We start from the raw sequence: 26,517 nt of genomic DNA on the forward strand, positions 1-26,517 counted from the left end.
GTGTGAGCGCCCGGATCCGTGTCGTCTCCCTCGTCCCCTCGCTGACCGAGGCGGTCGCCGTCACCGCGCCCGGCCTGCTCGTCGGCGCCACCGACTGGTGCAGCCACCCGGCGGATCTCGACCTCGTACGGATCGGGGGCACGAAGAACCCCGACATCGCCGCGATCACCGCCCTCCGGCCCGACCTGGTGATCGCCAACGAGGAGGAGAACCGCGCCCCCGACCTGGCAGCGCTGCGCGCCGCCGGGACGGAGGTCCTGGTCACCGAGGTACGCACGCTCGACCAGGCGTTCCGCGAGCTGGACCGGACGCTCCGGGCCTGCGGCGTGGCCGACCGGCCCCGCTGGCTGGACGAGGCGGAGGAGGCGTGGGCCGCCGTGGACGCGCCGGGCGAGCCGCCGACCGCCGTCGTACCGATCTGGCGCCGGCCCTGGATGGTCCTCGGCCGCGACACCTTCGCCGGCGACCTGCTGGCCCGCCTCGGCGTCCGTCAGCTGTACGCCGATCACGCGGACCGGTATCCGCGCATCCCCCTCGACGAACTCCGGGCCGCCGGCGCCGACCTGGTCGTGCTGCCCGACGAGCCGTACCGCTTCACGGCCGACGACGGCCCCGAGGCGTTCCCCGGGATCGCCGTCGCACTCGTCAGCGGGCGTCACCTCACCTGGTACGGGCCGTCACTGGCCCAGGCGCCACGGGTCCTCGGCCGGGAGCTGCGAGCAGCGCTCCGCTGAACAGACCCCGCAGGGTGTGGAACCCGGCCACCAGCCAGGCCGCGACGAGGAACACGTACAGCGCGACGGCGAGCCAGCGGAAGGCGACCAGGCCCGTGTGGTGGGCGAGTCCCTCCGCGCCCGTCACACACGTGCCGACCGGGAAGGTGAAGGCCCACCAGGTCATCGCGAACCCCATGCCCCGACGGCGGGCCCACAGCACCATCGCCCCGGCGAGCGCCAGCCACAGCAGGGCGAAGCCCATCACCGGCACCCCGTAGAGGACGGCGAAGGCGGTGAAGCCGTGGGCGTACGGAGCGGGCAGCACGCCGGGCGCGACATCGGCGAACTTGTTCGCGGCGGTGGTCGACTGGCCCAGCGGGCCGAGGACCAGGAAGAGGGTGGGGGTGAGCGCGAGGGGCAGCGGGCCACCGGTGACGAGCCGGCCGAAGACCAGCGGCAGCATCACCAGGGTGGCGAGCAGACTGATGCCGAACATCGCGTAACAGGCGATCAGCAGCGTCTGCTGAGCCTGGCCGGCCGGCAGATGGGGCAGGAGCAGCGGGCCGAGGGCGGCGGAGACCATCGGGGCGACGACCGGGAGGAGCCACACCGGGGACGCGCTCTCGATCTTGTGGTGCACCACCATGAGGTACGGGATCGCGACCGCGGCGGCCAGGCCGACGGCCGAGCCGGCGATGAACAGCACGGTGTCGATCGCGACGGCGGCGGGGAGCCCCGTCCAGTCCCGGCCCACGATCAGGGCGCCGCCGCCGACCGCCAGAAGCGCCATCGAGAGACAGCCGTAGAACGGTGCCACGGCCGGGTCCATGAGGTGCTCCCTGGCCCGGTCGCGGTGGTGGATCCAGTGCGCGGAGCGGGCGGCGAGCAGGGCGAGGAGCATCGCGAAGGAGAGCGCCCAGACGGCCGTGCAGGCGGTACGCAGACCGGGCACGTGCACGGGGAGGGCCGCTCCCGCGTTGGCGACGATGGCGGTGCCCATCACCGAGGCGTACCAGTTGGGGCCGAGGTGGCGGACCGCGGTCGCCCGCGCGCCGGGGGTGGTGGCGCGGGGGACCGGACGGGAAGCTGCGAGGGTTGCCATGGCCTCACCCTCGCGCGGCCGCGCGGGCCCGACCAGGGATCTTGGCACTATGACGTCATAAGCTGACTTTATGAGCAGTGAGCCTACCGAGACCGCACCCGTGTCCCACCGGGTCCCCGACCTCGGCGCGCTCGAACTGCTCCTGGCGGTCGCCCGGCACGGCAGCCTGGGGCGGGCCGCCCGCGAGGTGGGCATCACGCAGCCCGCGGCGAGCAGCCGGATCCGGTCGATGGAGCGGCAGCTCGGGGTCGCCCTGGTGGACCGTTCGCCACGCGGCTCGCGCCTCACGGACGCGGGGGCTCTGGTGACCGACTGGGCGCGGCGGATCGTGGAGGCGGCGGAGGCGTTCGACGCGGGGGCGCAGGCGCTGCGGGGCAGGCGGGATTCGCGGCTGCGGGTGGCCGCGTCGATGACCATCGCCGAGTATCTGCTGCCGGGCTGGCTGATCGCGCTGCGCGCGGAGCGGCCGGACACGGCCGTGTCGCTGATGGCGGGCAACTCGGCGGCGGTCGCGGAGCGGCTGCTCGCGGACGAGGCGGACCTGGGGTTCGTGGAGGGGCTCTCCGTGCCCGACGGGCTGGACGGGGCGGTCGTCGCCCGCGACCGGCTCCTCGTGGTCGCGGCGCCGTCCCACGCGTGGGCACGTCGCCGCAGGCCGCTGGAGCCGGGGGAGTTGGCCGCGACCCCGCTGATCCTGCGCGAGCGGGGTTCGGGGACCCGCCAGGTGCTCGACTCCGCGCTCTCCGGGCACGGCGGCCTCGCGCAGCCGCTGCTCGAACTCGCGTCCACCACGGCGGTGAAGGCGGCGGCGGTCAGCTCCGCGGGGCCCGCCGTGCTGAGCGAGCTCGCCGTCGTGGAGGAGCTGACCTCGCGCCGCCTGGTCGAGATCCCGGTCGAGGGCGTGCTGCTCCGCCGGGACCTCCGCGCGGTCTGGCCGACCGGCCACCGCCCGACGGGGCCGGCGCGCGACCTGCTGTCGCTGACCAGGGCGAGGCCGCCGGGGACCTAGCGCGGTTCCCCGCGGGCACGCTCGACGGCGCCGGGGGACGGGGTCGTGTGGAGCCTGCGGGTGCGTTGCGGTTGAGCGCGGTTCCCCGCAGGCCCGGGGTGGGGCGGCGTCGTACGAAGCCTGCGGGTGCGTTGTGGTTGAGCGCGCGGTTCCCCGCGCCCCTCGACGCGGCCGCAGCCCCGGGTGCGCAGCGGCTGAGCGGGTGGCTCCCCGCGCCCCCGGGGTGGGGCGGCGTTCTGTGCGGCGCCCGCGACCGGCCGCGTGGTGCGTGGTGTCAGTTGGACGTCGTCGTGGCCAGGTTTCGTGGTGCGGGGCGGGTCTGGCCCGTCGCCGCCGCGATCAGGCCCCGCATCACCCGGAGGTCCTCGCCCATCTCCGGGTGCCACTGGACGCCCAGGGCCCACGCCGGGGCGGCCAGTTCGATCGCCTCGGTCGTGCCGTCCTCCGCGTACGCCGACGCCGCCAGGCCCTCGCCCAGGCGGTCCACGGCCTGGTGGTGGTAGGTCGGCACCGAGGCCGACTCGGGGACCAGGGACGCGTACAGCGTTCCGGGAACCGGCTTCACCGCGTGGCGGCCGATCACGCCGACCGCCTCCACATGGCCGTCCAGGTGCTGGACCAAGGTGCCGCCCAGCGCCACGTTGAGCAGCTGCATGCCCCGGCAGATGCCGAGCAGCGGAGTGCCCGCGGCCAGCGCCGCCTCGACCAGGGCCAGCTCCCACGTGTCCCTGGCCCGGGCGGGCGGGCCGGTACGGGGATCGGGCTCCGCCCCGTACCGCACCGGCTCGACGTCCGCGCCGCCCGCGACCACCAGACCGTCGAGCCGGGCCACCACCGCGGCCGCGGCCGACGGCTCGTCCGGCGGGAGCATCGCCGCGTGGCCACCGCTCGCCTGGACCAGCCGTGGGTACTGCGCCGGCAGCAGGGCCGCCGGCATGTCCCACACCCCCCAGCGGGCCTGGTCCAGATAGGTCGTCACGCCGATGAGCGGCTTGGACACGGTGTAGCTCCTCCGTCGGTACGTGGTGGTCAGTCGCGTTCGAGTTCGGCCTCGGCCGCCGCCAGCGCCGCGAACTCCTCCTCCGGCGCCTTGGCCACCAGATGCTTCCGACTGTAGAACGCGAAGTAGGCGAGGGCGATCACATAGACCCCCAGCGCGATGAACGCCGCGTCCTTGTCGACCAGGAAGGTCGCGACCAGAGCCGACAGGGCGAGGACGAAGGCCACGGACGAGGTCGCCACCCCGCCCGGCGTCCGGTACGGACGGTGCAGCTCCGGCTCGCGGCGGCGCAGCACGATGTGGGAGAGCGCCATCAAGGCGTACGAGATGGTCGCGCCGAACACCGCGATGTTCAGCATCCGCGCGCCGTTCCCGGTCCCCGCGGCGAGCGCGAAACCGATCGCGCCCGGGATGAGCAGCCCCAGGTACGGCGACTTGCGGCGGCTGGTGAGGGAGAGGAACCGGGGCAGGTAGCCGGCCCTGGACAGGGCGAAGAGCTGGCGCGAACCGGCGTAGATGAGCGAGAAGAACGAGGCCACGAGGCCGGCGAGGCCCGCGTAGTTCACGAACCGGCTGAGCAGCGTCGGGTCCCCGTCGCCCTGCAGCGCCACGACCAGCGGGTTGCCCGCCTCCTGGATGGCGGCCGAGCCGCGCGCCCCGGTCGAGGCGAAGAAGGTCATCACGGCGAGCAGCACCAGGATGCCCATCGAGATCGCGAGCGCCTTCGGCATCGAGCGGACCGGGTCCTTGGCCTCCTCCGCGGCGAGCGGCACGCCCTCGACCCCGAGGAAGAACCACATGCCGAAGGGGAACGCGGCCCAGATCCCGAGCAGGCCGTACGGCAGCCAGGAGTTGGAGCCGAGCGCGTCGGTGTCGACCGGGATGTCGTTCAGCCCGTCGACGTGGAAGTCGCTGAGCGCGCCCAGCGCGAAGATGACCAGGGCCGCGACCGCGATCGCCGTCACGATCAGACTGAAGCGCAGCGCCTCGCCCACCCCCCACAGATGGATCCCGATGAAGATCACGAAGCAGGCGAGATAGACGGGCCAGCCGGACTCCAGGCCGAACAGGCCGAGCGATTCGACGTAGTCGCCGATGAAGATGGAGATCGCGGCGGGAGCGAGGATGTACTCGATGAGGATCGCGGTGCCGGTGAGGAAGCCGCCCCAGGTGCCGAGCGCCCGGCGCGCGAAGCCGTAGCCGCCGCCCGCCGTGGGCAGGATCGCGGAGAGCTCGGCGAGCGCGAAGACGAGACAGGCGTACATCGCGCCCATCAGCACGGTGGCGACGGCGAGTCCGCCGAATCCGCCCTTGGACAGGCCGATGTTCCAGCCGGAGAAGTCGCCGGAGACGACGTAGGCCACGCCGAGTCCGGTCAGCAGCAGCCAGCCGGCGCTGCCGCGGCGCAGCGCCCGGCGTTCGAGGTAGTCGTCAGGTGCTGTCTTGTCCCCGGTGGTGTCTTCGAGCGTCATGGCAGCGTCAGCTCCCGCGTCGGGCCCAATGGAATGGGACCATACCTTTGCGCCGGGTCGGCTGGAACGCAACCCCCGTGCGTTACTTTCCGGTTACGTGACCTTCGTTCAGGGCTCGGCGCACCTCCGGGCGCCCCTCCGGGAGGCGTCCGGAGGCCCGCTCGCCCGCTCACGTCAGGAAGCCCCGCAGCAGCGCCGCCGTGCCGCCGCAGTGTTCGCGCATGACCTCGCGGGCCGCGTCCGCGTCGCCGTCGAGGACGGCCTCCACCAACGCGGTGTGCTGGTGCTGGGAGTGCTCCAGGTTGCGTACGAGCAGGGGGATGCAGTCGAGGAGGTCGTTGACCGTCGCCCGGACGGCGGCGTACTGGGCGGTGAGCGTCGGGGAGCCCGAGAGTTCGGCCAGCGTGAGATGGAGCAGCGTGTCCTGGCGTCGGTAGTCCGCCAGCGGGGCGTCGTGCGTGGCCGCCAGGGCCGCGCGGAGCCGCTCCGTACCCTCGTCCGTCAGCCCGTGCGCCGCGCAGAGCCCCGCCGCGCCGACCTCCAGGACCTCGCGGAAGCGCAAGGTGTCCTCGACGTCGATCGCGGCGATCCGGCGGCGCAGCTCGTCCTCGTCGGCCGTCTGCGACCGGTGCAGCACGAACGTTCCGCCGTACCGCCCGCGCCGGCTCTCCACGAGCCCCTGCTCCTGGAGCACCTTCAGGACTTCCCGCAGGGTGACCCGGCTGATCCCCATCCGGTCGGCCAGCTCCCGCTCGGCGGGCAGCCGCTCCCCGCCGGGCACCAGGCCGAGCCGTACGACCTGAAGGATCTGCTCCAGCGCCTCCTCGAAGCCGTTGCCCGCTCGCACCGGCCGCAGCACGGGCGTCAGCCGGTCCGGCATGTGCGCCGCGGCGCCCGTCACCGCGTCCGTCTCCTCGCCGATCTTCGCCACGTTGCGGTTTCCCCTTCCCAAGCAATGGTCTTCGGCAATACCTTATGGCTTCCGGCTGGCCGAAGGAGGAGTAATCCCGTGGCAGACCGCAAAGCCCCGCTCTCCGTCGAGGAGCTCCGTGCCCTCGTCGCGAGCGGTGAGATCGACACAGTCGTCCTGGCCTTCCCCGACATGCAGGGGCGGCTCCAGGGCAAGCGGTTCGCCGCACCGTTCTTCCTCGACGACGTCCTCGACCACGGCACCGAGGGCTGCAACTATCTCCTGGCCGTCGACACCGAGATGAACACGGTCGACGGATACGAGATGTCCTCCTGGGACCGCGGCTACGGCGACTTCGCCATGCACCCCGACCTCTCCACCCTGCGCCGCGTCCCGTGGAACGAGGGTACGGCGATGCTGATCGCCGACCTCGCCTGGAACGACGGCTCACCCGTCGTCGCCGCACCCCGCCAGATCCTCCGCCGCCAGCTGGAACGGCTCGCCGAACACGGCTACACCGCCCACGTCGGCACGGAGCTGGAGTTCATCGTCTTCAAGGACACCTACGAGCAGGCCTGGGACGCGAACTACCGGAACCTGACCCCCGTCAACCAGTACAACATCGACTACTCCGTCCTCGGCACCGGGCGCATCGAGCCCCTCCTGCGCCGGATCCGCAACGAGATGGCCGGCGCCGGGCTGACCGTCGAGTCCGCCAAGGGCGAGTGCAACCCCGGCCAGCACGAGATCGCCTTCAAGTACGACGAGGCCCTCGTCACCTGCGACCAGCACTCCGTCTACAAGACGGGCGCCAAGGAGATCGCCGCCCAGGAAGGCGTCTCGCTCACCTTCATGGCGAAGTACAACGAGCGCGAGGGCAACTCCTGCCACATCCACCTCTCGCTCCAGGACGCCGACGGCACGAACGTCATGGCCGGCGACGGACCCGGCGGGATGTCGGACGTCATGCGGCACTTCCTCGCCGGACAGCTCGCCGCCCTGCGCGACTTCTCCCTCCTCTACGCCCCCAACATCAACTCCTACAAGCGCTTCCAGCCCGGCTCCTTCGCCCCCACCGCCGTCGCCTGGGGCGTCGACAACCGGACCTGTTCCCTGCGCGTCGTCGGACACGGCCGCTCGATGCGCTTCGAGAACCGTCTGCCGGGCGGAGACGTCAACCCCCACCTCGCCGTCGCCGGCCTGGTCGCCGCCGGCCTGTACGGCATCGAGCAGCGGCTCGAACTGCCCGCGGCCTGTGACGGGAACGCCTACACCGCCGAGTACGCCCACGTCCCCACCACCCTGCGCGAGGCCGCCGAGCTCTGGGAGACCAGCCCGATCGCCAAGGCCGCCTTCGGGGACGAGGTCGTCGCGCACTACCGCAACATGGCCCGCGTCGAACTCGACGCGTACGACGCCGCGGTGACCGACTGGGAGCTGCGCCGCTCCTTCGAACGCATGTGAGGAAAGAGTTGCTCCAGGAACTCGAGGTACTCAACCCGGCGACCGAAGAGGTCGTCGCGACCGTCCCCGCCGCCACTCCGGCCGATGTCGACGCCGCCGTCGCACGGGCGGCCCAAGCCCAGCGCGGCTGGGCCGCGGCCGCTCCGGCGGACCGAGCCCGGCTGCTGCGCCGCTTCGCGGCCGTCGTCGACACCCACATCGAGGAGCTCGCCCTCCTCGAAGTGCGCGAGGCCGGCCACACCCTCGGCAACGCCCGCTGGGAGGCGGGCAACGTCCGTGACCTGCTCGACTACGCGGCCGGGGGAGTGGAGCGGCTGAACGGCCGCCAGATCCCCGTCGCCGGCGGTCTCGACATCACGATCCTCGAACCCCTCGGCGTCGTCGGCGTGATCGCGCCCTGGAACTTCCCCATGCCGATCGCCGCCTGGGCCACCGCCCCGGCCCTCGCCGCCGGCAACGCGGTGATCCTCAAGCCGGCCGAGACCACCCCGCTCACCGCGCTCCGCCTCGCCGAGCTGGCCCTTGAGGCCGGCCTCCCCGAGGGCCTCTTCCAGGTCCTTCCGGGCGAGGGCGCCGTCGCGGGCAACGCGCTCGTCGAACACCCCGGCATCGCCAAGATCGTCTTCACCGGCTCGACGCGGGTCGGCAAGAGCATCATGGCGAAGTGCGCCGACCAGGTGAAGCGCGTGACGCTCGAACTCGGCGGCAAGAGCCCCAACATCGTCTTCGCCGACGCCGACATCGAGGCCGCGGCGGCCGCGGCACCGATGTCCTTCCTCGACAACAGCGGCCAGGACTGCTGCGCCCGCACCCGCATCCTCGTCCAGCGCTCCGTGTACGACCGCTTCCTGGAGCTGCTCACCCCCGCCGTCGAGGAGATCGTGGTCGGCGACCCGGCCGGCGAGAAGACCCAGATGGGCCCGCTGATCTCCAAGGCCCAGCTGGAGCGCGTCCGCGCGTACGTCCCCGACTCCCTCCCCGGCATCCGGGGCAAGGCCCCCGCGGGCCCCGGCTTCTGGTTCCCGCCGACCGTCCTCACCGGCCTCGCCGAGGACGCGCCCTGCGCCGTCGAGGAGGTCTTCGGACCGGTCGCCGTCGTCCTGCCCTTCGAGGACGAGGCCGACGCCGTACGCCTCGCCAACGCCACCGAGTACGGACTGTCCGGCTCCATCTGGACCCGTGACGTGGGCCGCGCCCTGCGCGTCTCGCGCGCCGTCCGGGCCGGCAACCTCTCCGTCAACTCCCACTCCAGCGTCCGCTACTGGACCCCGTTCGGCGGCTACCAGCAGTCCGGCCTCGGCCGGGAGCTCGGCCCCGACGCCCTCACCGCCTTCACCGAGACCAAGAACGTCTTCATCAGCACGGAAAGCACGGAGGCCTGAACCGCATGAGCACCGAAGAGATCGTCTGCCGCCGTCTGGTCGGCCGTACCGCCGTCATCACCGGGGCCGGCAGCGGCATCGGCCTCGCCACCGCCCGCCGCCTCGCCTCCGAGGGCGCGAACGTCGTCTGCGGCGACATCGACGAGACCGCGGGCAAGGCCGCCGCGGAGGAGGTCGGCGGGACGTTCGTGAAGGTGAACGTCACCGACCCCGAGGAGGTCGAGAACCTCTTCAAGGTCGCCTTCGACACCTACGGCTCCGTCGACATCGCCTTCAACAACGCGGGCATCTCCCCGCCCGACGACGACTCGATCCTCACCACCGGCCTGGAGGCGTGGAAGCGCGTCCAGGACGTCAACCTGACCTCGGTCTACCTGTGCTGCAAGGCCGCCCTGCCCTACATGCAGCGACAGGGACGCGGCTCGATCATCAACACCGCCTCCTTCGTCGCCATCATGGGCGCGGCCACCAGCCAGATCTCGTACACCGCCTCCAAGGGCGGCGTGCTCGCCATGTCCCGCGAGCTGGGCGTCCAGTTCGCCCGCGAGGGCATCCGCGTCAACGCCCTCTGCCCCGGGCCGGTCAACACCCCGCTCCTCCAGGAGCTGTTCGCCAAGGACCCGGAGCGGGCCGCGCGCCGGCTCGTGCACATCCCCGTCGGCCGCTTCGCCGAGGCGGAGGAGATCGCCGCCGCCGTCGCCTTCCTCGCCAGCGACGACTCCTCCTTCATCAACGCCACCGACTTCCTCGTCGACGGCGGCATCTCGGGCGCGTACGTGACCCCGCTCTAAACCCATCTCCACCCCACCCCGACAGCCGGGCGTCGCAAGGCGCCCGGCTGTCGTGCATCCGGACATCCCCGACAGGAGCGCGCCCATGAACACCCGATTCCGCCGCATCACCGCCACGGCCGCCACGGTTCTCGCCCTCGCCGGCCTGGCCACCGCCCCGCCCGCCCACGCCGGACCCGGGAAGTGCCCCACGCTGAAGGTCTCCGAGGGCTGGTACGGCGACAACCGCGCGAGACTGCAGGAGCTCATCGACGCGCACTGCGGGGACAGGCGCGGCGACCGGCCCGTCGCCGTCTTCGACTGGGACAACACCGTCATCAAGAACGACGTCGGCGACGCCACGATGTACTGGCTCCTGCGCAACGACCGCATCCGTCCGCCCGCGAACGACGACTGGACCACCACCAGCCGCTATCTGACCCCGGGCGCGGCCGCCGCCCTGCGCGACGCCTGCCCCACCGGTGTCCGCATCCTGCCCACGGCGACCGACACCCGCTGCGCCGACGAGATCCTCTCCGTCTACGCGGAGGGCGCCACGACCACCGGCAGCGAGGCGTTCACGGGCTTCGACCACCGTCGGATGGAACCGCAGTACGCCTGGCTCGCCCAGCTCCTGCGCGGCTGGACCACCCGCCAGGTCGAGTCCTTCGCCGCGGCCGCCCGCGCCGAGAACCTCGCCGCGCCGACAGGAGCCACCCAGCGGGTCGGCACCGGCGAGGTCACCGCCTGGGTCCGCTACTACGAGCAGCAGCGCGACCTCGTCCGTACCCTTCGCGCGGCAGGCTTCGACGTCTGGATCGTCTCGGCCTCGCCCGAACCGGTCGTCGACGTCTGGGCCCGGGGCGTCGGCATCGCGCCCTCGCATGCCATCGGCATCCGCAACACCACCGAGCACGGCCGGCTCGGTGCCCGGCTGAAGGGGTGCGGTGGCGTCCGTGACGGCGAGGACTCGATGATCACGTACATCGACGGCAAGCGCTGCTGGATCAACCAGGAGATCTTCGGCGTGCGCGGGCCCGCCGCCGAGCGCGTCCAACCGGCCTCCCGGCGCCAGGTGTTCGCCGCCGGCGACTCCGACACCGACATCTCCTTCCTGCGCGACGCGACCGGACTGCGCCTGGTCCTCAACCGCAACAAGAACGAGCTGATGTGCCGCGCGTACGACGACAGCGACGGCCGCTGGATCGTGAACCCGATGTTCATCGAGCCCAAGAAGGCGAAGACGAGCCCCTATCCCTGTGCCACCACCGGCTACATCGCCTCCGACGGCACGGCACAGCCCGTGCGGCGTGCCGACGGCAGTGTCGTGCCCGACCAGTGGGACTCCGTGTTCGGTTCCTGAACCCGCCCTCTAGGCTTGCGCAATGAGCATGACGACCCCTCCCGGCTGGTATCCGGACCAGGCCGCGCCCACCGTCGAACGCTGGTGGGACGGTACGGCCTGGACCGCGCACACCCGCCAGGCCACGGCACCCACGACGGCCGTCGCGGCCATTCCCGCGCCCGGCCGCGGGCGGGGCAGGGCCGTCGCGCTCGGTGCCGGCGCGGTGGCCGTCGTCGCCGCGGTCGTCGCCGGTGTCGTCGTCCTCGTCGGCGGTGACGAGGAGAAGGACCCGGGCACGGCGGGTCCGACCTCGGCGACCACGACCACATCGGCGCCGACCGCCACCTCCTCCAGCAGCCCGCCCGCCGAGGACACCACGAAGGTCGTCGACCAGATCAACGGCATCACGCTCCCGGTCGTCAAGGGCTGGGAGAAGCCGGAGTACACCTCGGGCGGCGCTCCGACGATCACGACCGTCGGCGAGTACCCCTGCCCCGGCGCCACCAACAAGCGGTGCCGGCACGGCACCGTGTCCTCCCACTCGGCCTCGGGGACCGACGCCGCCACCCCCGAGGCCCTGGCCAAGGAGGACATCGCCCTGGCCGCCGACGCCTACTTCGGGGACGACGTCTTCGGGAACTGGCTCTACGGCGACATCCAGTCCCACAAGCAGGTCGCCGCCCGCCCCGCCGTCGTCGCCGGACGCACCGGCTATCTGGTCCGGTGGCAGGTCACCACCGGCAAGGGCCCCGGCGGCTACGTCCAGTCGCTCGTCTTCCCCTCCCCGACGGGCAGCGAGTCGCCGGTCGTCGTGCGCTTCGCCTTCGACGCGGGAGCCGACGGCCCGCCGCTCGCCACGATGGACGAGATCACCAAGGGGATCCTGCCCATCGGCAGCACGACGAGCGGGGGAGTGGGAAGCTCGATCACTCCCGGCTCCTGACCGCCGGTCAGAGGAAGGTGCGGCCCTCGCCCCGGTACGTGGGGACGGTCGCCGTGATCCGGTCGCCCTCGATCAGCTGCAGGCTGTCGAACCGCTCGCACAGCTCCCCGGCCTTCGCGTGCCGGAACCACACCTTGTCCCCGATGAGGAGATCGTCGGCGGGGGAGCCGAGCAGCGGCGTCTGCACCTCGCCGGGGCCCTCCTGGGGGTCGTACCGCAGCCCCTCCGGGAGGTACGGGACCGGCAGCCGGTCCGCCCCCGCCGCACCGGAAGCGGGGTAGCCGCCGCCGAGCACCGTCACCACGCCGACGCCGGGACGGCGCACGACCGGCTGCGCGAAGAGAGCCGCCGGCCGGCCGGTGAAAGAGGTGTAGTTGTCGAAGAGACGCGGCACGTAGAGACCCGAACCGGCGGCGATCTCGGTCACCGCGTCCTCGGCCGCAGTGTGCTGCACGCTGCCCGTACCGCCGCCGTTGACGAACTCCAGGTCCGGGGCCACCGCCCGCACCGCACGGACCACGGCCGCGCGCCGGGACTCCAGCTCCTTGCGGGCGGCCGACTGCATGAGACGGATCGCCCGGGAGCGCAGCGGCCGTCCGGCGACCGAGTCCCCCACACCCGCGACATGCCCCTCGTACGCCATGATCCCGACGAGCCGGAAGCCGGGCCGACGGGCGATGGAACGGGCCAGTTCGGCGAGCTGGGCGGGCTCGCGCAGCGGGGAGCGCAGGGCGCCTACCCGCACCCGGCCGCCGAGCAGCCGGAGCGAGGTGTCCAGCTCCAGACAGACCCGGACCTCCTCGCCGCCGCCCGCGCGTGCCGCGTCGATCAGCTCCAGCTGGGCCGGGTCGTCGACCATCACGGTCACGGCCGCGGCGAGCTTGGGGTCGTTCGCGAGTTCGCCGAACGAGGTCCGGTCGGCGGAGGGATAGGCGAGCAGGACGTCCTCGAACCCGGCGCGGGCCAGCCACAGCGACTCGTCGAGCGTGAACGACATGATCCCCGCGAACCCCTCGCGCGCCAGCACCCGCTCCAGGAGCGCCCGACACCGCACGGACTTGCTCGCCACCCGGATCGGCTTGCCGCCGGCGCGCCGCACGAGGTCGTCGGCGTTGGCGTCGAACGCCTCCAGATCGACGATGGCGACGGGCGCGTCGAGATGGGCGGTGGCCCGGTCGTACCGGGCCCGGTCGGCGGCGCGGGGAGTCATGGCCCGAGCTTGCCAGACGGGTTTACGGGTGGGTAGCCCCTGGGTTCCCGTGCTGCGGGGAACAGCCCGTAGAGTGGCGGGCATTGCCGGGGCAGGCACGACAACGGGACGACCAGGGGGGCGGCGATGAGCACCGACGCGCACCACCCCACGTCCCGCATCACCGACGCCCTGCTCCCGCCCGCGCCGACGGGACCGAGCGCCGACGCCGGCGCCCCCGGCACCCCGAGCCGGCCCGCCGCGAGCACCGCTCACCCGCAAACAGCCCCGCCGAGCCCGCCACAGCCGCCGCCCGCTCCGGCCGGCACGGCTCCGTCGGCCCCGCCCGTGCCCCCGGCCACGCCGCCGGGCACCGGCCACTCGTCGACCCCGCCGGTGGCCCCGGCTGCCCCGACGGGCGCCGGCTACGCCGCCCGCACCGCCTCTCCGCGAGCGGCGTCGGCTGCGCCGGTGGCCCCCGTTGCCCCGGCCAGTCCGACGGATGCCGGGCGCGCCGCCCGCACCGCCCCTCCGCGACCGGCGTCGACCCCGCCGGTGGCCCCCGTGGCCCCGGCCGCCGCGCCGGTGGATGCCTCGGGCTCGCCTCGGCGTACGGCGTCCATGCCGGCCGCCCCGACGGGCACCAGCCACGCCCCCTCCGCCCCACCGCGACCGTCGTCGGCCCCGCCCGTGGCCCAGGCCAGGCCGGACACCGCTCCTGACTCCGGACACACCGCCCCCGTCCCGCCGCGGCCGGCGGCGGCCCCGTCCATAGCCCCTGCGGGTCGGCCCACCACCGCCGGTTCCGGCTCCGGTGTGCCCCCGCAGCAGCCCACGGCCGCGCCGCGTACCGCGCCCGCCGCCGGTGGCGGTCATCGACCGCCGGTCGCCGTCCCCTCCCCGCGCCCCGTGGGCCCGGTCCCCGCCTCCGACCTGCCCGCCGTCGAGACGACCACCCGGCTGAGGCCCATCCGCACCACCGAGCCCGTGCGCCCCGCGCCCTTCAGGCCCGCGCCCGCGCGCCCCGCACCGACCGCCGCGCCCCCGCCCCCGCGCCACCACCACGCCGCCTACCGCCCCTTCACCGTGCCGCCCGAGAGCCCCGTCGAGACGACCACCCGACTGCGGCCCATCAGGGAGCGCCGCACCGGGCGGGTCGTCGCCGCCGGGGCCTGTCTCGTCCTCGGGGTCGGACTCATCGGCGGAGCCCTCGCCGGGGCCGTGCTCGCCGCCACCGACGCCGGAGCAGCCGCCGACCCCGCCGGGTACGAGCAGGCCAAGGGCCTGTGGCACGACGTCCCCGTCGACACCCTCTTCCCCCGTACCCTCGCCGGCCCCGGCGCCGGACCCGGCGCCGCCGATCGCACCTGGACGCGGGTCGTCGTCGCGGCCGACGCCCCCTGCTCGGCCGCCGTCCTGCAGAAGAGCCTCCTCACCGCCGTGCAGGCCGTCGGCTGCGACCGCGTCCTGCGGGCCACCTACACCGACGCCACCGCCAGCAGCGTCGTCACCGTCGGCCTCGTCTTCACCCAGGCCGAGCCCGAGGCCACCCGCTCCCTCGCCGGGGAGGGAGCCGCCGGGATCGCCGCCGACGTCCCCCCGGCGCTCGCCGGCCCCGGCACCGTCGCCGCCCGCTTCGGCGCCGCGCAGCGTGCCAGCTGGTTCACCCGCCCACTCGCCGACCTCCCCGTCGTCGTCACCGCCGTCTCCGGCTTCGCCGACGGCCGCCCCGTCGCCACCCCCGAGCCCGCCGAACGCGCCATGGCCACCGGACAGACCAGCGCCCCCGCCCAGGCCGGCCTCGGCCACGAGGCCAAGGGCGTCGCAGACCGCGTCGAACGCGGACTGCGCGCGGCCCTCACCGCCACGGCGAAGAAGGACGGCGACCGGTGAACCGCCCCCGTACCCTCGCGGCGGTCCTCGCCACCGCGTTCGCCGTCCTCCCCGCCACCACCACCCCCGCGTACGCCGACACCATCCGCGCCCGCCAGTGGGGCCTCGAAGCCATGCACACCACCCAGGCATGGCGCACCACCAAGGGCGAGGGCATCACCGTCGCCGTGCTGGACACCGGCGTCGACGCCGAGCACCCCGACCTCGTCGGTTCGGTCCTCGACGGCAAGGACCTCGTCGGCTTCGGCGCCGAACGCGGCGAGCGCGCCTGGGCCCGGCACGGCACCGCCATGGCCGGCATCATCGCCGGGCACGGCCACGGCGCCGGCCGTCAGGACGGCGTCCTCGGGATCGCCCCCAAGGTGAAGATCCTGCCCGTCCGGGTCATCCTCGAAGGCACCGACAAGGCCCGCGACAAGGCCCGCAAGACCCGGGGCACCGCCCTCGCCGAAGGCATCCGCTGGGCCACCGACCACGGCGCCGACGTCATCAACCTCTCCCTCGGCGACGACTCCAAGTCCGCCCACGCCGACGCCGGCGAGGACGCGGCCGTCCAGTACGCCCTCTCCAAGGGCGTCTCCGTCGTCGCCTCGGCCGGCAACGGCGGCGAGAAGGGCAGCCACATCTCGTACCCCGCCGCCTACCCCGGCGTCGTCGCCGTCACCGCCGTCGACCGCTGGGGCACCCGCGCCTCCTTCTCCACCAGCCGCTGGTACGCCACCGTCAGCGCCCCCGGCGTGGACATCGTCATCGCCGACCCGGACCGTCGCTACTACGAGGGCTGGGGCACCAGCGCCGCCGCCGCCTTCGTCTCCGGCGCCGTCGCGCTGGTCCGCGCCGCCCACCCGGATCTGACCCCCGCCCAGGTCAAGCAGCTCCTCATCGACACCGCGCGCAACCGGCCCAAGGACGGCCGCAGCGACGCCAAGGGGTACGGCACCGTCGACCCGGCCGCCGCGATCGAGGCCGGACTCGAGCTCAAGGGCGGCGACCCCAAGAGCGCCACCTCCGGCTACGCCGGCCGCTACTTCGGTCCCGGCCCGCAGACCGCCCCCGACGACGGCAAGCCGATCGGGCTGCTCGCCCCCACCGCCGGCGGCCTCGGAGCGCTGCTGCTCGCCGCGGCGGTCGTCCTGTGGCGCGGCAGCCGCCCTACAGGACCGCGCCCACCGCGCTGACCGCCGCCCGGGCCGCGTCTTCCACGAGCCCGATGCCGGCTTCCTTCGTGGCATGTCCGTCGGACACCACCGCCACCAGGAAGACACGCCCGCCGGCCGTCACCCGGCCCACGCTGTTGATGTCCCACAGGCCGGTCGTGTCCCTCGGCAGCCACCCGTTCTTCAGCGCCGACAGGTCACCCGCCGCGGACACGCCCCAGTCCTGCCCGGCGACCACACCCTCCATCAGCTCCGCGGCATACGCGCGGGAGTCCGCGTCCAGCGGCGAGTCCGTCCCGAACACCGCTGCCAGCAGAGTCAGTTGGTCTACGGGCGTGGTCTGCGTCAGCCCCCACGCCGCCGCCCCGGTCGTCTCCGAGAGCCCGAGCCGCGCGTTCGCCGCGTCGAGCCCCTCGGCTCCGCCGACGGTCTGCCAGAGCGTGGTCGCCGACGCGTTGTCGCTGTGCCGCATCATCGCGGCGGCGGCCGTCCGCTCCGCCGCGGTCGGCTCCCGGCCCTCGTCCTGCGCGCGAAGCAGCAGGGCCGCGAGGATGTCGAGCTTCACGATGCTGGCGGTGTCGTACGTCCGGCCCGCACCGCCGTACGAGGCCGAGCGCCCGGTCCCGAGATCGAGCACCGCCACCGACACGGACCCGTCGCTCGCGGCGACGACAGGTCCCACCGCCTCCGCGAGGACGGCGTCGAGATCCACTTCCACGGTCACGGTGGCGGTCTCCTCCATGCTGGGCCGAGAGGCGGTCGGAGCAGGATCGGCCGGACGTACGGCGGGCGCGCACAGGGCGGCCGCCGCGAGCACGACCGCCGGCAGGGCGAGGCGGGGACGAGGCATGGGCGGGACGCTAGGAACGCCGCCTGGGCGTGGGCTGTGCGCGAGCCGTCGACCCGCTGGGAAAGCGGCCCGGGAGCGGCGGTTAGGCTCGGTACGTGGCGCTCAAGAACATCCCTGACCCCGGTTTCTCCGACGACGACGGTACCGCCGACCCGCGGCTCGCCGCGGCCCTCGCGGCCTGGGCGGAGAACAGAACCGCCCACGGCCCCGTGCTGGAGGCCCTGCGGGACGCGCGGCTGCTCGTCCCCATCGTCGCCGTCCTCGGCGAGGTCGAGGAGGACCCCGAGACGGGGCTGCGCCGCGAGAAGACCAGCGACATGGCCGTGCCCACGCTGACCGCGGGCGACCGGCGGGCGCTGCCCGCGTTCACCTCGATCGCCTCGCTCGCGCTGTGGGACCCGGAGGCCCGGCCCGTCGCCGTCCCCCTGCACCAGGCGCTGCAGGCCGCCGCGCACGAGAAGGCCGACACCGTCGTCCTCGACCTGGCGGGACCCGTCCCGTACCAGCTGAGCGGCCCGGTCCTGCTGGCCCTCGCGGAGGGCCGCACCAGCGCGGACCCGCTGGACGACGCGGCGGTACGGGACGCGGTGCGGAACGCGGTCGCCGCCGAGCCCGCGGTCCTGCGCGCCCATCTCGGCCCCGGCAGCGCCGACGGCACCCTCGCGCTGGTCCTGGCCGCCGACGCCGCCCCCGCGGAGGCCGCGCAGCGGGTGGCCCGCGCCCTGGCCGCCGACGAAACGCTGAGGGCCCGCCTGGTACGCGGCCTCGACCTGGCACTCCTGCCGGCCTCGGCCACGCCTCCGGGCGAGCCCTTCTACGTAAAGAACTGATCGGGCCCGGGGCGACGGGCGACCCCCCTACCTCCGGCGAGGGTCCTAGCAGTACACCGCTCGCGTGGCTGCGTTCGTCCGGGGGGCGACCCCCGTACCCCCGGCGAGGCTGCTAGCCGTACACCGCTCGCGTGGCTGCGTTCGTCCGGGGGGCGACCCCCGTACCCCCGGCGAGGCTGCTAGCCGTACACCGGTCCCGTGGCTGCGTTCGTCCGGGGGGCGACCCCCGTACCCCCGGCGAGGCTGCTAGCCGTACACCGGTCCCGTGTACTTCTCGCCCGGGCCCTGGCCCGGCTCGTCCGGGATGAGGGAGGCCTCGCGGAAGGCCAGCTGCAGGGACTTCAGGCCGTCCCGCAGCGGCGCCGCGTGGAAGGAGCTGATCTCCGTCGCGCCGGCGTCGAGGAGGCCCGCCAGCGCGTGGACCAGCTTCCGCGCCTCGTCGAGGTCCTTGTGCTCCTCGCCGTCCTCGGTGAGGCCCAGCTTCACCGCGGCGGCGCTCATCAGGTTCACCGCGACGGTCACGATGACCTCGACCGCGGGGACCTCCGCGATGTCACGGGTCATGTCGTCGAAGTCGGGGGACTCGGGGGAGTGGGGCGTCTCGCTCATGCCCACACGATAAGCCGGGCGGCCCTTCCTCCCTCCCGTCGGCCTCGGTTAGCGAACCCGGGCAGTCGGTGCTAACCTTGTGTAACGACCGGCCGGACACCTGTGTGCCCGGCCCACAAGTGGAGGCTCCGATCTCCCACCTGGCCGCCCTCGCGGGCGGCGGGTCACCGGTCAGGTGGCGCCCATCGTTCCGTACGGACGATGGAGCCGCCCGATGTGCGCCCCGCGGTTCACCGCGGCGGTGCTCCGGTATTTCCGTGGAGCCCCGCCTGTGTCCCGTCCGGGGCATTTTTCATATCCCGGCGCGGTTGGTCTCACTGAAACAGACATACGCGTCCGTCCGCCAGGCGGTCGCGTGGTGCTACCGAGGAGGATCCATCAGCGCCGAGCCCCGCATCAACGACCGGATTCGCGTTCCCGAGGTGCGACTTGTCGGTCCCAGCGGCGAGCAGGTCGGGATTGTTCCGCTTGCCAAGGCCCTGGAGCTCGCACAGGAGTACGACCTCGACCTGGTCGAGGTCGCGGCGAACGCCCGTCCGCCCGTGTGCAAGCTCATGGACTACGGGAAGTTCAAGTACGAGTCGGCCATGAAGGCCCGTGAGGCGCGCAAGAACCAGGCGCACACGGTCATCAAGGAGATGAAGCTCCGGCCGAAGATCGACCCGCACGACTACGACACCAAGAAGGGTCACGTCGTCCGGTTCCTCAAGCAGGGTGACAAGGTCAAGATCACGATCATGTTCCGTGGTCGTGAGCAGTCCCGCCCCGAGCTTGGCTTCCGGCTGCTGCAGCGGCTGGCTTCGGACGTCGAGGAGCTTGGCTTCATCGAGTCCAACCCGAAGCAGGACGGCCGGAACATGATCATGGTTCTTGGCCCGCACAAGAAGAAGACCGAGGCCATGGCCGAGGCGCGTGAGGCCCAGGCCGCGCGCAAGGCGGAGCGTCAGGGCGTCTCGTCCGACGAGACCGCCGAGGCTCCGGCCGAGGAGGCTTCGGCCGAGGCTTCCGCCGAGGCCGAGAACCCCGAGGCGTGACCCGAGGGGCTGCCACCCAGGCAGCCCCGGGCCCCGCCCGGAACCACCAAACGAAGATCTGACGCTCCCGTGTGTCCGGTGTCCGCACCGGGGGGAGCGCCACTGACGAGGAGATAACGGCGCGATGCCGAAGAACAAGACGCACTCCGGTGCCAAGAAGCGCTTCAAGATCACCGGCTCCGGCAAGGTGCTGCGCGAGCGCGCCGGCAAGCGCCACCTGCTCGAGCACAAGTCGTCCAAGCTGACGCGTCGCCTCACCGGCAACGCCGAGATGGCCCCGGGCGACGCGGCCAAGATCAAGAAGATGCTGGGCATCTGAGCTTGATCTCCCGCCCTCGGCGACGAGGGCATCCGGCCAAGTCCGGGACCCATCCGTTTTCCGGGTCGTGTGAGTACCACCACGGCCCCGCTACAAGGAGTTAAGAAGTGGCACGCGTCAAGCGGGCAGTCAACGCCCACAAGAAGCGCCGGGCGATCCTCGAGGCGGCCTCCGGCTACCGCGGTCAGCGTTCGCGCCTGTACCGCAAGGCCAAGGAGCAGGTCACCCACTCCCTGGTCTACAACTACAACGACCGCAAGAAGCGCAAGGGCGACTTCCGTCAGCTGTGGATCCAGCGCATCAACGCCGCTGCCCGCCAGAACGGCATGACGTACAACCGCCTCATCCAGGGTCTGAAGGCCGCCAACATCGAGGTGGACCGCAAGATCCTCGCCGAGCTGGCCGTCAACGACATCAACGCGTTCGCCGCGCTGGTCGAGGTCGCGCAGAAGGCCCTTCCGGCCGACGTCAACGCCCCGAAGGCCGCTGCCTGATCTCCAGGCCGCAGATCTTCTGCACCGGACCCGCAGGCCTTCGGGCCTGCGGGTCCGGTCGTGTTCGGAGCACACCAGCCGCTTCCCGCCCGGACCCCCGAAAAGAGCCACCGACCCCATGGGTACCCCCGAGCTGATCTCCCCGCGTTCCCCGCGCGTCGTCGCCGCCAGGCGGCTTGCCAAGCGCAACTTCCGGGGCAAGGACCGCCTCTTCATCGCCGAGGGCCCGCAGGCCGTCCGCGAGGCCGTCCAGCACCGCAGCGGCACGGGTGAGCCCACCCTCGTCGAGATCTTCACCACCGTCGAGGCCGCCGAGCGGTACGCCACGATCGTCGACGCCGCCCGCGCGGCCGGGGCCCGAGTCCACTTCGCCCCCGACACCGTCCTCGCCGAGGTCTCCCAGACCGTCACCCCGCAGGGCCTCGTCGGCGTCTGCCGCTTCCTGGACTCGCCCTTCGAGGAGATCCTCGCCGCCAAGCCCAAGCTGGTCGCCGTCCTGGCCCACGTACGCGACCCGGGGAACGCCGGCACCGTGCTGCGCTGCGCCGACGCGGCCGGCGCCGACGCGGTCGTCCTCACCGACGCCTCCGTCGACCTGTACAACCCCAAGTCCGTCCGCGCCTCCGTCGGTTCCCTCTTCCATCTCCCGGTCGTCGTCGGCGTCCCGGTCGAGCAGGCCGTCGCCGGTCTGAAGAGCGCGGGCGTACGGATCCTGGCCGCCGACGGGGCCGGCGAGGACGACCTCGACGACGAGCTGGACGCCGGCACCATGGGCGGGCCCACCGCCTGGGTCTTCGGCAACGAGGCATGGGGGCTCCCGGAGGAGACCCGCGCGCTGGCCGACGCGGTGGTACGCGTGCCGATCCACGGCAAGGCCGAGAGCCTCAACCTCGCGACGGCCGCCGCCGTGTGCCTGTACGCCTCCGCGCGTGCCCAGCGCCCCCGAACCTCCGCCTGAGGGGGTCCACTCCGCCACCTCCACCTAGTAGGGTGACGGGCTCGGGGGCCCACTGCGCTACACGGAGGGGTGGGGAACGGGGATGACGGTCGGCACGGACAGTCCCGCACAAGCACGGAGTGCCGAGCCGCCTGCCCCGGATGACCCGGACGGATCTTCCGGAACGGCACCGGACGGCCACGGCATCGACCCGGACGAGCTGCCCGACGGCCTCGTCGTCGCGGACGCCACAGGCCGGGTCGTCGTCTTCAACGCCGCCGCCAGCCGCATCACCTCCGTCCCAGGCCGTGATGCCATCGGCCTCGCGCTGGAGCAGGCGCTGCCCCTGGAGGACCTCAAGGGCCGCCGCTGGTGGACCCTCACCGACCCGTACGGCGGGCTCGCCACCCGCCGCGGCCAGCCCGAGCGCAATCTGCTGCTGCCCGGCGGCCGCGAGGTCCTGGTCTCCGCCCGCTACGTCCGCGATCAGCCCACCGGACCCGTCCGCCGTGTCGTCGTCTCGCTGCGCGGCACCGAGGCCCGGCGCCGTACCGAACGCAGCCACGCCGAGCTCATCGCCACCGTCGCCCACGAGCTGCGCTCCCCCCTGACCTCCGTCAAGGGCTTCACGGCGACCCTGCTCGCCAAGTGGGAGCGGTTCACCGACGACCAGAAGCGGCTGATGCTGGAGACCGTCGACGCCGACGCCAACCGCGTCACCCGGCTCATCGCCGAACTCCTCGACATCTCCCGGATCGACTCCGGCCGCCTCGAGGTGCGCCGCCAGCCCGTCGACATCGCCGCCGCCGTCGGCCGCCACATCCAGGCGCACACCACCGGCGGCCAGTCCCCCGACCGCTTCTTCGTACGGGTCCGGCCGCAGCTGCCCGATCTGTGGGCCGACCCGGACAAGGTCGACCAGGTCCTCGGCAACCTGCTGGAAAATGCGGTGCGCCACGGCGAGGGAACCGTCACCATCGAGGTGGCACCCACCTGCGCCACCACCGACGGAGAGAAGGGAACGGCGGTCACCGTGAGCGACGAAGGCCCCGGCATCCCCGAGGAGTCGATGGGCCGTGTCTTCACCCGTTTCTGGCGGGGAAGCAAGCGCGGTGGCACCGGACTCGGCCTCTACATCGTCAAGGGCATCGTCGAGGCCCACGGCGGCACCATCACCGTCGGCCGCGGTCCCCGAGGCGGCGCCGAGTTCCGATTTATCCTGCCCGTCGGCGCCCCGGCCTATCTCGCCTGACGAGATCACCAGCCGCCCCGGCCGCCCACGGGCTCATTCGCGTCCTCGCACCCCGTTAGACTCGACCTTTGGCACGTTTGCGCCCTTGTCGTCGAGCGGGGCCGCGCCCAAGCCAGCCAAACGGAAGCACGGGAAGAGATGTCCGCACCCAATAAGTCGTACGACCCGGTCGAGGTCGAGGCCTTGAAACCGGAAGAGATCGAGCGCATGCGGGACGAGGCGCTCGCCGCCTTCGCCGCCGCGGGTGACCTCGACGCGCTCGCGCACGCGAAGGTCGCGCACACCGGTGGCACCTCGCCGCTCGCGCTGGCCAACCGGGAGATCGGCGCGCTGCCGCCGCAGGCCAAGGCCGCCGCCGGCAAGCTCGTGGGCCAGGCCCGCGGCGTGGTCTCCAAGGCCCTCGCCGCCCGCCAGGTCGAGCTCGAGGCCGAGCGCGACGCCCGCGTCCTGGTCGAGGAGGCGGTGGACGTCACCCTGCCGTACGACCGGGTCCCGGCCGGCGCCCGCCACCCGCTGACCACGCTCATGGAGCGGGTCGCCGACGTCTTCGTCTCCATGGGGTACGAGGTCGCCGAGGGTCCCGAGGTCGAGGCGGAGTGGTTCAACTTCGACGCCCTCAACTTCGTCCCGGACCACCCGGCGCGCCAGATGCAGGACACCTTCTTCGTCCAGGGCCCGGAGGGCACCACCGGTGACGAGTCCGGTGTCGTGCTCCGTACGCACACCTCCCCGGTGCAGGCCCGTACGCTCATCGACCGGGAGCCCCCGGTCTACGTCGTGTGCCCCGGTCGCGTCTACCGCACCGACGAGCTCGACGCCACGCACACCCCGGTCTTCCACCAGATCGAGCTGCTCGCCGTCGACGAGGGCCTGACCATGGCCGACCTCAAGGGCACCCTGGACCACATGGTCCAGGCGCTCTTCGGGTCCGACATGAAGACCCGGCTCCGCCCGAACTTCTTCCCGTTCACCGAGCCGTCCGCCGAGATGGACATGCTCTGCTACGTCTGCCGTGGCGAGTCCGTCGGGAACCCCGACCGCCCCTGCCGCACCTGCGGCAGCGAGGGCTGGATCGAGCTGGGCGGCTGCGGCATGGTCAACCCCAAGGTGCTCGTCGCCTGCGGTGTCGACCCGGAGAAGTACAGCGGATTCGCCTTCGGGTTCGGCATCGAGCGGATGCTGATGTTCCGCCACAACGTCGAAGACATGCGAGACATGGTCGAGGGTGACGTCCGGTTCACCCGGCCGTTCGGGATGGAGATCTGATGCGGGTCCCGCTTTCTTGGCTGCGGGAGTACGTCGACCTGCCGGCGACGGAGACCGGACGCGACGTCCAGGCCAAGCTCATTCCGGCAGGACTCGAGGTCGAGACCGTCGAGCAGCTCGGCGCCGGCCTGACCGGCCCGCTGGTCGTCGGCAAGGTCCTCACCATCGAGGAGCTGACGGAGTTCAAGAAGCCCATCCGCTTCTGCACCGTCGACGTCGGCCAGGCCAACGGCACCGGCGAGCCCCAGGAGATCATCTGCGGCGCCCGGAACTTCGCCGAGGGCGACAAGGTCGTCGTGGCGCTGCCCGGCGCCGTGCTCCCCGGTGACTTCCGGATCGCCGAGCGCAAGACGTACGGCCGGGTCTCGCGCGGCATGATCTGCTCCGGCGACGAGCTGGGCATGGGCGACGACGGCTCGCACGGCATCATCGTGCTGCCGCCGGAGCTCGAGATCGGCATCGACGCCACGAAGCTCCTGGAGCTGTACGACGAGGTCCTCGACATCGCCGTCACGCCCGACCGCGGCTACTGCCTCTCGATGCGCGGCATCGCCCGTGAGACCGCCATCGCGTACGGCCTGCCGCTGCGCGACCCGGCGCTCCTCGACGTGCCCGCGCCGAACTCGTACGGCTACCCGATCCAGGTCGCCGACCCGATCGGCTGCGACCGTTTCACCGCCCGTACGGTCGTCGGGGTCACCCCCGAGGCACGCACCCCCATCTGGATGCAGCGCAGGCTCCAGAAGGCCGGCATGCGCACCGTCTCGCTCGCCGTCGACATCACCAACTACGTGATGCTGGAGCTCGGTCAGCCGCTGCACGCCTACGACCGCACCCGGCTCGACGGCCCCATCGGCGTCCGCCGTGCCGCCGCCGGAGAGACGATCACCACGCTCGACGGTGTCAAGCGCGTCCTCGACTCCGGGGACCTGCTGATCACCGACAACAGCGGCCCCATCGGTCTGGCCGGCGTGATGGGCGGCGCCCACACGGAGATCGCCGACCCGGTGACCGACCCCGAGACGGGCATCGTCACGGGGACCACCGAGGTCGTCATCGAGGCCGCGCACTTCGACGCGATCTCGATCGCCCGCACGGCCCGCCGCCACAAGCTGGCCTCCGAGGCGTCCAGGCGCTTCGAGCGCGGGGTCGACCCGCAGGCCGCGGCCGCCGCCGCGCAGCGCTGCGTCGACCTGCTCGTGCTGCTCGCGGGCGGCACGGCCGAGGCCGGTGTCACCGAGATCGTCGCCCCGTCCGCGCCGCACACGGTCACCATGCCGGCGAACCACCCGGACAAGGTCGCGGGCGTCGACTACGGCCGCGAGACCGTCGTCCGCCGCCTCCAGGAGATCGGCTGCGACGTCTACGGGCAGGACGAGCTCGTCGTCACCGTCCCGTCGTGGCGTCCCGACCTGTTCGTGCCGAACGACCTGGCCGAAGAGGTCATCCGGCTGGAGGGCTACGAGAACCTGCCCTCCACGCTGCCCAAGCCGCCCGCCGGGCGTGGCCTCACCGAGCGCCAGCGCACCCACCGCCGGGTCGGCCGCGCGCTGGCCGGCGCCGGCTACGTGGAGGCGCTGAACTACCCGTTCATCGGCGCGCAGGTCTTCGACCAGCTCGGCCTGGACGCGGACGATGCCCGACGCCGCGTGGTCACGCTCGTCAACCCGCTCTCCGACGAGGAGCCCGCGCTCCGTACGACGCTGCTGCCGGGCCTGCTCGGCGCGCTGCGCCGCAACGACGGACGCGGCAGCCACGACCTGGCGCTCTTCGAGACCGGTCTGGTCTTCCGGCCGGGCGACCAGCCGGGTGTCGCGGTGCGACTGCCCGTCGACCGTCGTCCGACCGACGAGGAGATCGCCACCGTCAACGCCGCGCTGCCCGCGCAGCCGCGTCGCGTCGCCGTCGTCCTCGCCGGCGCCCGCGAGCAGGCCGGCTGGTGGGGCAAGGGCCGCCCGTCCGACTGGGCCGACGCCGTCCAGGCGGCGCGCACCGTCGCGGCCGAGGCCGGTGTCGAGCTGATCGTCAGCGCCGACCAGCACGCCCCGTGGCACCCCGGCCGCTGCGCCGCCTTCCACGTGGTCGTGGACGGCGAGCAGGTCCTCGTCGGCCACGGCGGCGAGCTGCACCCGCGCGTCGTGAAGGCGCTCGGTCTGCCGGACCGCACCTGCGCGATGGAGCTGGACCTGGACCTGGTGGAGAAGGCGAACGAGGGACCGCTGAAGGCCCCGAGCATCTCCTCCTTCCCGGTGGCCACGCAGGACGTCGCCCTGGTCGTCGACGCGACGGTCCCGACCACCACGGTCGAGGCCGCGCTGCGCGACGGCGCGGGTGAACTCCTCGAGTCCATCCGGCTGTTCGACGTGTACACGAGCGACCAGCTCGGCGAGGGCAAGAAGTCCCTGGCCTACGCGCTGAAGTTCCGTGCCACGGACCGCACCCTCACTGTCGACGAGGCCAGCGCCGCGCGTGACGCGGCCGTGTCCCTCGCGGCCGACCGCACGGGCGCGGTACTGCGCGGCGCCTGAACGCGCTGACCCCGGAAGGGGCCGGCCCGGTGAACACCGGGCCGGC

25 protein-coding genes are annotated in these 26,517 nt (G+C 73.0%); 17 read left to right on the plus strand and 8 right to left on the minus strand.

Going from position 1 to position 26,517, the window contains the following annotated elements; genetic code table 11:
- Nucleotides 1-2: 2 nt before the first annotated feature.
- Nucleotides 3-734: a helical backbone metal receptor gene (locus ACFQ7Q_RS21455; protein WP_383557560.1), complete on the plus strand. Its 732-nt coding sequence runs from the start codon at nucleotides 3-5 to the stop codon at nucleotides 732-734.
- On the opposite strand, the gene ACFQ7Q_RS21460 is transcribed toward ACFQ7Q_RS21455, so the two are convergent.
- Complete coding sequence (locus ACFQ7Q_RS21460) at nucleotides 661-1,818, minus strand: TDT family transporter (RefSeq protein WP_383557563.1); 1,158 nt, start codon at nucleotides 1,816-1,818, stop codon at nucleotides 661-663. The two genes, ACFQ7Q_RS21455 and ACFQ7Q_RS21460, sit on opposite strands and share 74 nt — an antisense overlap.
- 70 nt (nucleotides 1,819-1,888) lie before the next feature.
- Between ACFQ7Q_RS21460 and ACFQ7Q_RS21465 the strand changes: the two genes are divergently transcribed.
- Nucleotides 1,889-2,827 (plus strand): LysR family transcriptional regulator, encoded by a 939-nt coding sequence (locus tag ACFQ7Q_RS21465; protein ID WP_383557566.1) that lies wholly within the window; start codon nucleotides 1,889-1,891, stop codon nucleotides 2,825-2,827.
- A gap of 274 nt (nucleotides 2,828-3,101) precedes the next feature.
- On the opposite strand, the gene ACFQ7Q_RS21470 is transcribed toward ACFQ7Q_RS21465, so the two are convergent.
- The 3 genes from ACFQ7Q_RS21470 to ACFQ7Q_RS21480 all read right to left on the minus strand — a co-directional run bounded on the left by ACFQ7Q_RS21470 (nucleotide 3,102) and on the right by ACFQ7Q_RS21480 (nucleotide 6,179).
- Complete coding sequence (locus ACFQ7Q_RS21470; RefSeq protein ID WP_383557569.1) at nucleotides 3,102-3,827, minus strand: gamma-glutamyl-gamma-aminobutyrate hydrolase family protein; 726 nt, start codon at nucleotides 3,825-3,827, stop codon at nucleotides 3,102-3,104.
- 29 nt (nucleotides 3,828-3,856) lie between these two features.
- Complete coding sequence (eat, locus tag ACFQ7Q_RS21475; RefSeq protein ID WP_383557572.1) at nucleotides 3,857-5,299, minus strand: ethanolamine permease; 1,443 nt, start codon at nucleotides 5,297-5,299, stop codon at nucleotides 3,857-3,859.
- A gap of 169 nt (nucleotides 5,300-5,468) precedes the next feature.
- Nucleotides 5,469-6,179: a FadR/GntR family transcriptional regulator gene (locus ACFQ7Q_RS21480; RefSeq protein ID WP_383557632.1), complete on the minus strand. Its 711-nt coding sequence runs from the start codon at nucleotides 6,177-6,179 to the stop codon at nucleotides 5,469-5,471.
- Between the two features lie 129 nt (nucleotides 6,180-6,308).
- Between ACFQ7Q_RS21480 and ACFQ7Q_RS21485 the strand changes: the two genes are divergently transcribed.
- The 5 genes from ACFQ7Q_RS21485 to ACFQ7Q_RS21505 all read left to right on the plus strand — a co-directional run bounded on the left by ACFQ7Q_RS21485 (nucleotide 6,309) and on the right by ACFQ7Q_RS21505 (nucleotide 12,113).
- A complete protein-coding gene (locus ACFQ7Q_RS21485) occupies nucleotides 6,309-7,673 on the plus strand; it encodes a glutamine synthetase family protein (protein WP_383557575.1) in 1,365 nt (454 codons plus the stop codon).
- A gap of 8 nt (nucleotides 7,674-7,681) precedes the next feature.
- Nucleotides 7,682-9,055, plus strand: a complete 1,374-nt coding sequence (locus ACFQ7Q_RS21490) for an aldehyde dehydrogenase family protein (protein ID WP_383557578.1) — start codon at nucleotides 7,682-7,684, stop codon at nucleotides 9,053-9,055.
- A gap of 5 nt (nucleotides 9,056-9,060) precedes the next feature.
- A complete protein-coding gene (locus ACFQ7Q_RS21495) occupies nucleotides 9,061-9,846 on the plus strand; it encodes a 3-oxoacyl-ACP reductase (RefSeq protein WP_383557580.1) in 786 nt (261 codons plus the stop codon).
- Nucleotides 9,847-9,931: 85 nt separating this feature from the next.
- Entirely contained in the window at nucleotides 9,932-11,188 is a 1,257-nt protein-coding gene (locus tag ACFQ7Q_RS21500; protein WP_383557583.1) for a haloacid dehalogenase-like hydrolase, read from the plus strand.
- Between the two features lie 22 nt (nucleotides 11,189-11,210).
- Nucleotides 11,211-12,113: a DUF2510 domain-containing protein gene (locus ACFQ7Q_RS21505; protein ID WP_383557586.1), complete on the plus strand. Its 903-nt coding sequence runs from the start codon at nucleotides 11,211-11,213 to the stop codon at nucleotides 12,111-12,113.
- Nucleotides 12,114-12,120: 7 nt separating this feature from the next.
- Here ACFQ7Q_RS21505 and ACFQ7Q_RS21510 read toward each other — a convergent pair whose 3' ends face one another.
- Both ACFQ7Q_RS21510 and ACFQ7Q_RS21515 read right to left on the minus strand, forming a co-directional pair.
- Nucleotides 12,121-13,323, minus strand: coding sequence for an amino acid deaminase/aldolase (locus tag ACFQ7Q_RS21510; RefSeq protein ID WP_383557589.1), 1,203 nt, complete (start codon nucleotides 13,321-13,323; stop codon nucleotides 12,121-12,123).
- A 404-nt stretch (nucleotides 13,324-13,727) separates the two neighbouring features.
- Entirely contained in the window at nucleotides 13,728-14,015 is a 288-nt protein-coding gene (locus ACFQ7Q_RS21515; RefSeq protein WP_383557591.1) for a hypothetical protein, read from the minus strand.
- A gap of 103 nt (nucleotides 14,016-14,118) precedes the next feature.
- On the opposite strand from ACFQ7Q_RS21515, the gene ACFQ7Q_RS21520 reads away from it, so the two are divergent.
- Complete coding sequence (locus ACFQ7Q_RS21520) at nucleotides 14,119-15,195, plus strand: hypothetical protein (protein ID WP_383557594.1); 1,077 nt, start codon at nucleotides 14,119-14,121, stop codon at nucleotides 15,193-15,195.
- A complete protein-coding gene (gene mycP, locus ACFQ7Q_RS21525) occupies nucleotides 15,192-16,373 on the plus strand; it encodes a type VII secretion-associated serine protease mycosin (RefSeq protein WP_383557597.1) in 1,182 nt (393 codons plus the stop codon). Before ACFQ7Q_RS21520 ends, mycP begins: the two co-directional genes overlap by 4 nt.
- Here the strand turns inward: mycP and ACFQ7Q_RS21530 are convergent.
- A complete protein-coding gene (locus tag ACFQ7Q_RS21530) occupies nucleotides 16,348-17,202 on the minus strand; it encodes a serine hydrolase (protein WP_383557600.1) in 855 nt (284 codons plus the stop codon). The two genes, mycP and ACFQ7Q_RS21530, sit on opposite strands and share 26 nt — an antisense overlap.
- Nucleotides 17,203-17,297: 95 nt before the next feature.
- On the opposite strand from ACFQ7Q_RS21530, the gene ACFQ7Q_RS21535 reads away from it, so the two are divergent.
- Nucleotides 17,298-18,032 carry an SseB family protein gene (locus tag ACFQ7Q_RS21535; protein ID WP_383557603.1) on the plus strand — a complete coding sequence of 245 codons (735 nt, stop codon included), beginning with the start codon at nucleotides 17,298-17,300 and terminating at the stop codon, nucleotides 18,030-18,032.
- A gap of 246 nt (nucleotides 18,033-18,278) precedes the next feature.
- Here ACFQ7Q_RS21535 and ACFQ7Q_RS21540 read toward each other — a convergent pair whose 3' ends face one another.
- Nucleotides 18,279-18,641, minus strand: a complete 363-nt coding sequence (locus tag ACFQ7Q_RS21540) for a DUF1844 domain-containing protein (RefSeq protein WP_383557606.1) — start codon at nucleotides 18,639-18,641, stop codon at nucleotides 18,279-18,281.
- A 308-nt stretch (nucleotides 18,642-18,949) separates the two neighbouring features.
- Between ACFQ7Q_RS21540 and infC the strand changes: the two genes are divergently transcribed.
- From infC to pheT, 7 genes are all read left to right on the plus strand, one after another.
- Nucleotides 18,950-19,675, plus strand: coding sequence for a translation initiation factor IF-3 (gene infC, locus ACFQ7Q_RS21545; protein WP_383557609.1), 726 nt, complete (start codon nucleotides 18,950-18,952; stop codon nucleotides 19,673-19,675).
- A gap of 124 nt (nucleotides 19,676-19,799) precedes the next feature.
- Nucleotides 19,800-19,994, plus strand: coding sequence for a 50S ribosomal protein L35 (gene rpmI / locus ACFQ7Q_RS21550; protein WP_019884943.1), 195 nt, complete (start codon nucleotides 19,800-19,802; stop codon nucleotides 19,992-19,994).
- Nucleotides 19,995-20,101: 107 nt separating this feature from the next.
- Nucleotides 20,102-20,488: a 50S ribosomal protein L20 gene (rplT, locus tag ACFQ7Q_RS21555; protein ID WP_017241732.1), complete on the plus strand. Its 387-nt coding sequence runs from the start codon at nucleotides 20,102-20,104 to the stop codon at nucleotides 20,486-20,488.
- A 118-nt stretch (nucleotides 20,489-20,606) separates the two neighbouring features.
- A complete protein-coding gene (locus tag ACFQ7Q_RS21560) occupies nucleotides 20,607-21,446 on the plus strand; it encodes a TrmH family RNA methyltransferase (protein ID WP_383557613.1) in 840 nt (279 codons plus the stop codon).
- An 82-nt stretch (nucleotides 21,447-21,528) separates the two neighbouring features.
- The gene (locus ACFQ7Q_RS21565) at nucleotides 21,529-22,677 is read left to right on the plus strand and encodes an ATP-binding protein (protein WP_383557616.1); all 1,149 of its coding nucleotides are present in this window, start codon (nucleotides 21,529-21,531) and stop codon (nucleotides 22,675-22,677) included.
- Nucleotides 22,678-22,815: 138 nt separating this feature from the next.
- The gene (pheS, locus tag ACFQ7Q_RS21570) at nucleotides 22,816-23,943 is read left to right on the plus strand and encodes a phenylalanine--tRNA ligase subunit alpha (RefSeq protein WP_383557619.1); all 1,128 of its coding nucleotides are present in this window, start codon (nucleotides 22,816-22,818) and stop codon (nucleotides 23,941-23,943) included.
- Nucleotides 23,943-26,471, plus strand: a complete 2,529-nt coding sequence (pheT, locus tag ACFQ7Q_RS21575) for a phenylalanine--tRNA ligase subunit beta (protein WP_383557621.1) — start codon at nucleotides 23,943-23,945, stop codon at nucleotides 26,469-26,471. The genes pheS and pheT overlap by 1 nt, the downstream gene beginning before the upstream one ends.
- Nucleotides 26,472-26,517: the final 46 nt, after the last annotated feature.

Origin of the sequence: Streptomyces sp. NPDC056527, from assembly GCF_042794475.1 — a bacterium.
GTDB lineage: Bacteria > Actinomycetota > Actinomycetes > Streptomycetales > Streptomycetaceae > Streptomyces.

Excerpts from the sequence above, each read along its gene's own strand:
- ACFQ7Q_RS21480 (WP_383557632.1), bottom strand. The coding sequence starts at position 6,179 with ATGCCGGACCGGCTGACGCCCGTGCTGCGGCCGGTGCGAGCGGGCAAC.
- pheT (WP_383557621.1), top strand. The coding sequence starts at position 23,943 with ATGCGGGTCCCGCTTTCTTGGCTGCGGGAGTACGTCGACCTGCCGGCG.
- ACFQ7Q_RS21560 (WP_383557613.1), top strand. The coding sequence starts at position 20,607 with ATGGGTACCCCCGAGCTGATCTCCCCGCGTTCCCCGCGCGTCGTCGCC.
- ACFQ7Q_RS21500 (WP_383557583.1), top strand. The coding sequence starts at position 9,932 with ATGAACACCCGATTCCGCCGCATCACCGCCACGGCCGCCACGGTTCTC.
- ACFQ7Q_RS21530 (WP_383557600.1), bottom strand. The coding sequence starts at position 17,202 with ATGCCTCGTCCCCGCCTCGCCCTGCCGGCGGTCGTGCTCGCGGCGGCC.
- eat (WP_383557572.1), bottom strand. The coding sequence starts at position 5,299 with ATGACGCTCGAAGACACCACCGGGGACAAGACAGCACCTGACGACTAC.
- pheS (WP_383557619.1), top strand. The coding sequence starts at position 22,816 with ATGTCCGCACCCAATAAGTCGTACGACCCGGTCGAGGTCGAGGCCTTG.
- ACFQ7Q_RS21540 (WP_383557606.1), bottom strand. The coding sequence starts at position 18,641 with ATGAGCGAGACGCCCCACTCCCCCGAGTCCCCCGACTTCGACGACATG.
- ACFQ7Q_RS21495 (WP_383557580.1), top strand. The coding sequence starts at position 9,061 with ATGAGCACCGAAGAGATCGTCTGCCGCCGTCTGGTCGGCCGTACCGCC.
- rpmI (WP_019884943.1), top strand. The coding sequence starts at position 19,800 with ATGCCGAAGAACAAGACGCACTCCGGTGCCAAGAAGCGCTTCAAGATC.
- ACFQ7Q_RS21505 (WP_383557586.1), top strand. The coding sequence starts at position 11,211 with ATGAGCATGACGACCCCTCCCGGCTGGTATCCGGACCAGGCCGCGCCC.
- ACFQ7Q_RS21565 (WP_383557616.1), top strand. The coding sequence starts at position 21,529 with ATGACGGTCGGCACGGACAGTCCCGCACAAGCACGGAGTGCCGAGCCG.
- ACFQ7Q_RS21510 (WP_383557589.1), bottom strand. The coding sequence starts at position 13,323 with ATGACTCCCCGCGCCGCCGACCGGGCCCGGTACGACCGGGCCACCGCC.
- ACFQ7Q_RS21465 (WP_383557566.1), top strand. The coding sequence starts at position 1,889 with ATGAGCAGTGAGCCTACCGAGACCGCACCCGTGTCCCACCGGGTCCCC.
- ACFQ7Q_RS21460 (WP_383557563.1), bottom strand. The coding sequence starts at position 1,818 with ATGGCAACCCTCGCAGCTTCCCGTCCGGTCCCCCGCGCCACCACCCCC.